Here is a 4,345-nt window from a genome sequence, read left to right on the forward strand (position 1 = left end):
GGCCAAGTGGATCCTGCAGGACTCCGCGACGAAACTGCTCATCGTCGACAGCGACCAGCACCGCCGGATCATCGACGAGATCGACGACCGCGCCCTGCCCGACCTGCGAGAAATCCTGCAGATCGACAAAGGTGCCGTCGCGGAATTGACCACGCGCGGCGCCGACCTCGACGACGCGGCCGTACACACCCGCCGAGCCGAGGTCGGCGCGGGCTCCCCGGCCACCCTGATCTACACCTCGGGCACCACCGGACGCCCCAAAGGCGTGATCCTCACCCACGGAAACCTCTACGCCGAGTCGAAATCCGACCGAATCGCGCTGGGGGAGTTCGTCACCGAGGGCAACAAGACACTGATGTTCCTGCCGCTCGCCCACGTCTTCGCGCGCGCGGTGACGCTGGCCGCACTCGACGCCAAGGTGGTCGTCGCATTCAGCTCCGACTGGTCCACACTCGTCGACCAGTTCGGCAGCTTCCGGCCGCATTTCATCCTGGCGGTGCCGCGAGTGTTCGAAAAGGTCTTCAACGGCGCCAAGCAGAAGGCACACGCCGGCGGCCAGGGAAAGATCTTCGACCTGGCCACCGAGACCGCCATCGCCTGGAGCGAATCCCAGGACACCGGCGGCCCCGGAATCGTCCTCGGACTGCGCCACGCCCTGTTCGGCAAACTCGTCTACCGCAAGCTGCGCCTGGCGCTCGGCGGACGATGCGAGGCGGCGGTATCCGGTGGTGGACCGCTCGGCGCGCGGCTCGGTCACTTCTTCCGCGGCGTCGGGATCCCCGTCTACGAGGGCTACGGACTCACCGAGACCACCGCGGCGATCACCGTGAACACCCCGGCCGATACCCGGGTCGGCACCGTCGGACGCCCGACCGAAGGCCACGCCGTCAAGATCGCCGACGACGGCGAACTGCTGCTACGCGGCCCGGTCGTGTTCCACGAATACTGGGGAAACCCACAGGCCACCGACGACGCCTTCGCCGACGGCTGGTTCCAGACCGGCGATCTCGGCAGCATCGACCGCGACGGCTACCTCACCATCACCGGCCGCAAGAAGGAAATCATCGTCACCGCGGGCGGAAAGAACGTCTCCCCGGGCCTGATGGAAGACTCGCTGCGCGCCCACCCGCTGATCAGCCAGGCGATGGTGGTCGGTGACGGCCGTCCGTTCGTCGGTGCCCTGATCACCCTCGACCCCGAAGCACTCCCGGCCTGGAAGCAAAGCCACAACCTGCCCGCCGACACCACGAACGAGGCTCTGATCGACAACCCGGATCTCGTCGCGGAGATCGATGCGGCCCTCGCCGACACCAACAAGAAGGTGTCCCATGCCGAGGCGATCAAGAAGGTCCGCATCCTGCCCGTCGACTGGACCGAGGCCACCGGCGAACTGACACCGAAGATGTCGCTCAAGCGAGCAGAGGTCATGAAGAAGTACGCCACCGAGGTGGACAAGATCTACGAACCCGCCGCCAGTAGTCACTGACACCCATTCCGGCACTTCCGGCTGTTACGTCTAACTAAATACCACGCACAGTACCGAACCAACCCCGTCGAGTTCGTATTCTCACCTGGACCGCGCCCGGCGCGCGGCACCGGAACAGGGGTTGAACACAGCAGATGGCTATATCTGACGTCGAGGCGTACACGCATCTCTCGCCGACCGACATCGAAGAGTTCGGGCAACGCCTGGACGCGTTGCGCAGACAGATCGAATCCAGCCTGGGTGAACGCGACGCGAAATACATCAAGACCGTCATCCGCGTTCAGCGAGCATGCGAGATAGCCGCCCGGCTCGTGCTGATCGACTCGGGTCGGAAAAGCAGTTGGTGGTGGGGGACAGGCCTGCTCACCTTGTCGAAGGTGCTCGAGAACATGGAGATCGGGCACAACGTCATGCACGGCCAGTGGGACTGGATGAACGACCCGGAAATCCACTCCACCACCTGGGAATGGGACCATTCCATGCCCGCCGCCCATTGGAAGGAAGCGCACAACTACCGCCACCACGTCTTCACCAATGTGCTCGGGCTGGACCCCGACGAAGGGTACGGGCTGCTCCGCATCACCCGTGACCGGCGCTGGCGTCCGTACCACCTGGGCAACTTCGTCTACCTCGTCCCGGTGTCACTGCTGTACGAGCTGGGTATGTGCGTGTACCACCTGGAGATCCCGCGTGTGCTGGCGGGCAAGAAGGACAAGAAGAAGTTCCGGCAGGCGCGCGACGAGATCGCCCAGAAGGCAGGTAAGCAGCTGCTCAAGGACTATGTGATCTTCCCGGCGGTAACCGGCCGGAACTGGAAATCGACGATCCGCGCGAACGTCACCGCCAACCTCACCAAGAATGTGTGGGAGCAGATCATCACCTTCTGCGGACATTTCCCCGACGGCGCGGAGAAATTCACCAAGCGCGATATCGAGGGTGAGACCCGTGGCGAATGGTATCTGCGCCAATACCTGGGCAGCGCGAATATCGACGTCGGTCCCCTGATGCGCATCCTTTCCGGCACGCTCAGTCATCAAATCGAACACCACCTGTTCCCGGACCTGCCGAGCAACCGGCTGCCCGAAATTCAGCGTGAAGTGCGCAAGCTCGCGGCCGAATATCGCCTGCCGTACACCACCGGCAGCCTGGTCCGTCAGTACGCGCTGACCCTGCGCACCATCGCCAAACTGTCGTTGCCCGATAAGTACCTCACCGCCGACGCCGACAACGCACCGGAAACCAGCTCCGAAAAGGCCACCGAATCGCGCCGGCTCACCGCCGTTTTGGTCTGATCCTCTATGGCACACCGCATCACGCGATAAAAGCTATGCGGTGTGCCGTCCAGGCACCTTAGATAGTTTCGTCACTGTGACGAATTGAAGCCGGGGAAGTGGGAGGGGGAGTGCCGGAGCCTTGGGCGGCCGGTTCGGCTTATCGAGGATACGGGCCCAGATTCGCCGATGAGCACATTCGCCGGGAACGGTCATGAATCGACCAGGCCGAGAATTATCCGGATTCGCCAGCTTTTCCTTCGGATGTCCCAGGATGTGGCCAATCGAGCTCGCGAGTACTGAAGTGCGCACACCGACGCGGCAATCCAGGGAAGCGACAGCGAGTGCCTGTCAGTATGCGATGCAACTATGCATGCACGGCAAACATTCGCAAAAACCCCTTCCGACAGGCCGCCTTCAAACGCCGATAAGGCACATTATGTCAAGTAGTCACTACCCTGGCGGCCAGCACAGCTGCGAGACCTTCCCGCAGGTCCTTGACGAAGTACTCGGGAACCTCCAGCGACGGGAAATGTCCCCCGCTGGCGGGCGATCCCCATCGGACGATCTGCCGGTACCGCTCTTGCGCCCAGACCCGCGGGCACTTGTCGACGTCACGTGGATACATGGTGATTGCCGATGGAACGTCGACACGAAGTTCGGGGTCGAGCGAGTTGTGGCTTTCGTAGTAGATACGAGCGGCCGATGCGCCGGTCCGCGTGAGCCAGTACAGCGTGACGTTGTCGAGAACCCGGTCAATGGAAATCGTCTCGAACGGGCTGTCTTCGGTGTCTGTCCACTCGGCGAATTTGTCGAGGATCCAGGCCAGGAGTCCGACCGGTGAGTCGACGAGCGAGTAGCCGATGGTCTGCGGTCGCGTCGCCTGCTGCTTCGCGTATGCCGCGCGGTGCCGCCAGAAATCGCGAGTCTCCTCGGTCCAGGTGCGCTCGGCGGCTGTCAGCCCGTCCGTCGTCAACCCGGGCGGTGCCTCGGCGAACGTCGAGTGGATGCCGAGAACATGCGCCGGGAATCTGCCACCGAGAACCGTGGTGATATTGCCTCCCCAGTCGCCGCCGTGAGCCAGGAACCTGTTGTAGCCGAGCCTTGTCATCAGCTCTACCCAGGCGGCCGCGATCTTCTCGGTCCCCCAGCCTGTGGTGGCCGGTTTGTCGCTGTAACCGAACCCGGGCAGCGAGGGAACGACAACGTGGAACGCCGGCGCGTCCGCGTCCTGCGGATCCGCCAACTCGTCTACTACATCGGTGAACTCGGCGATGCTGCCCGGCCAGCCGTGCGTCATGATCAGCGCGGTGGCATCGGCGCGCGTGGATCGGCGGTGCAGGAAGTGGATTTCCAGACCGTCGATGGTTGTGCGGAACTGGCCGATCCGGTTGAGGCGCTCTTCGAACGACCGCCAGTTGTATTCGGTGCGCCAGTAGTTCACGACCTCGACGAGGTCGGCGAGCGGGACCCCCTGCTCCCATCGGCGCGGGTCGGGCGCGGCGCGATAGGCAGTCTCGGGCTCCGGTAGTCGTGCCGCGGCCAGCCGTGCGCGCAGATCGTCGAGGTCGGTGTCGGGTGCGTGGGC

Annotated in this window: 3 protein-coding genes; 2 read left to right on the top strand and 1 reads right to left on the bottom strand. The window is 63.8% G+C overall.

Going from position 1 to position 4,345, the window contains the following annotated elements; translation table 11 throughout:
• Both ACFWF3_RS26030 and ACFWF3_RS26035 read left to right on the top strand, forming a co-directional pair.
• A partial coding sequence (locus ACFWF3_RS26030; RefSeq protein ID WP_379315932.1) for an AMP-dependent synthetase/ligase occupies positions 1 to 1,486 on the top strand: 1,486 nt, incomplete at its 5' end.
• A 134-nt stretch (positions 1,487 to 1,620) separates the two neighbouring features.
• The gene (locus tag ACFWF3_RS26035; RefSeq protein ID WP_379315934.1) at positions 1,621 to 2,778 is read left to right on the top strand and encodes a fatty acid desaturase family protein; all 1,158 of its coding nucleotides are present in this window, start codon (positions 1,621 to 1,623) and stop codon (positions 2,776 to 2,778) included.
• 421 nt (positions 2,779 to 3,199) lie between these two features.
• On the opposite strand, the gene ACFWF3_RS26040 is transcribed toward ACFWF3_RS26035, so the two are convergent.
• On the bottom strand, positions 3,200 to 4,345 hold a 1,146-nt coding region (locus tag ACFWF3_RS26040; RefSeq protein WP_379315936.1), incomplete at its 5' end, for an epoxide hydrolase family protein.

This window comes from Nocardia sp. NPDC060220 (assembly GCF_042727815.1).
In the GTDB taxonomy this organism is placed as follows: domain Bacteria; phylum Actinomycetota; class Actinomycetes; order Mycobacteriales; family Mycobacteriaceae; genus Nocardia.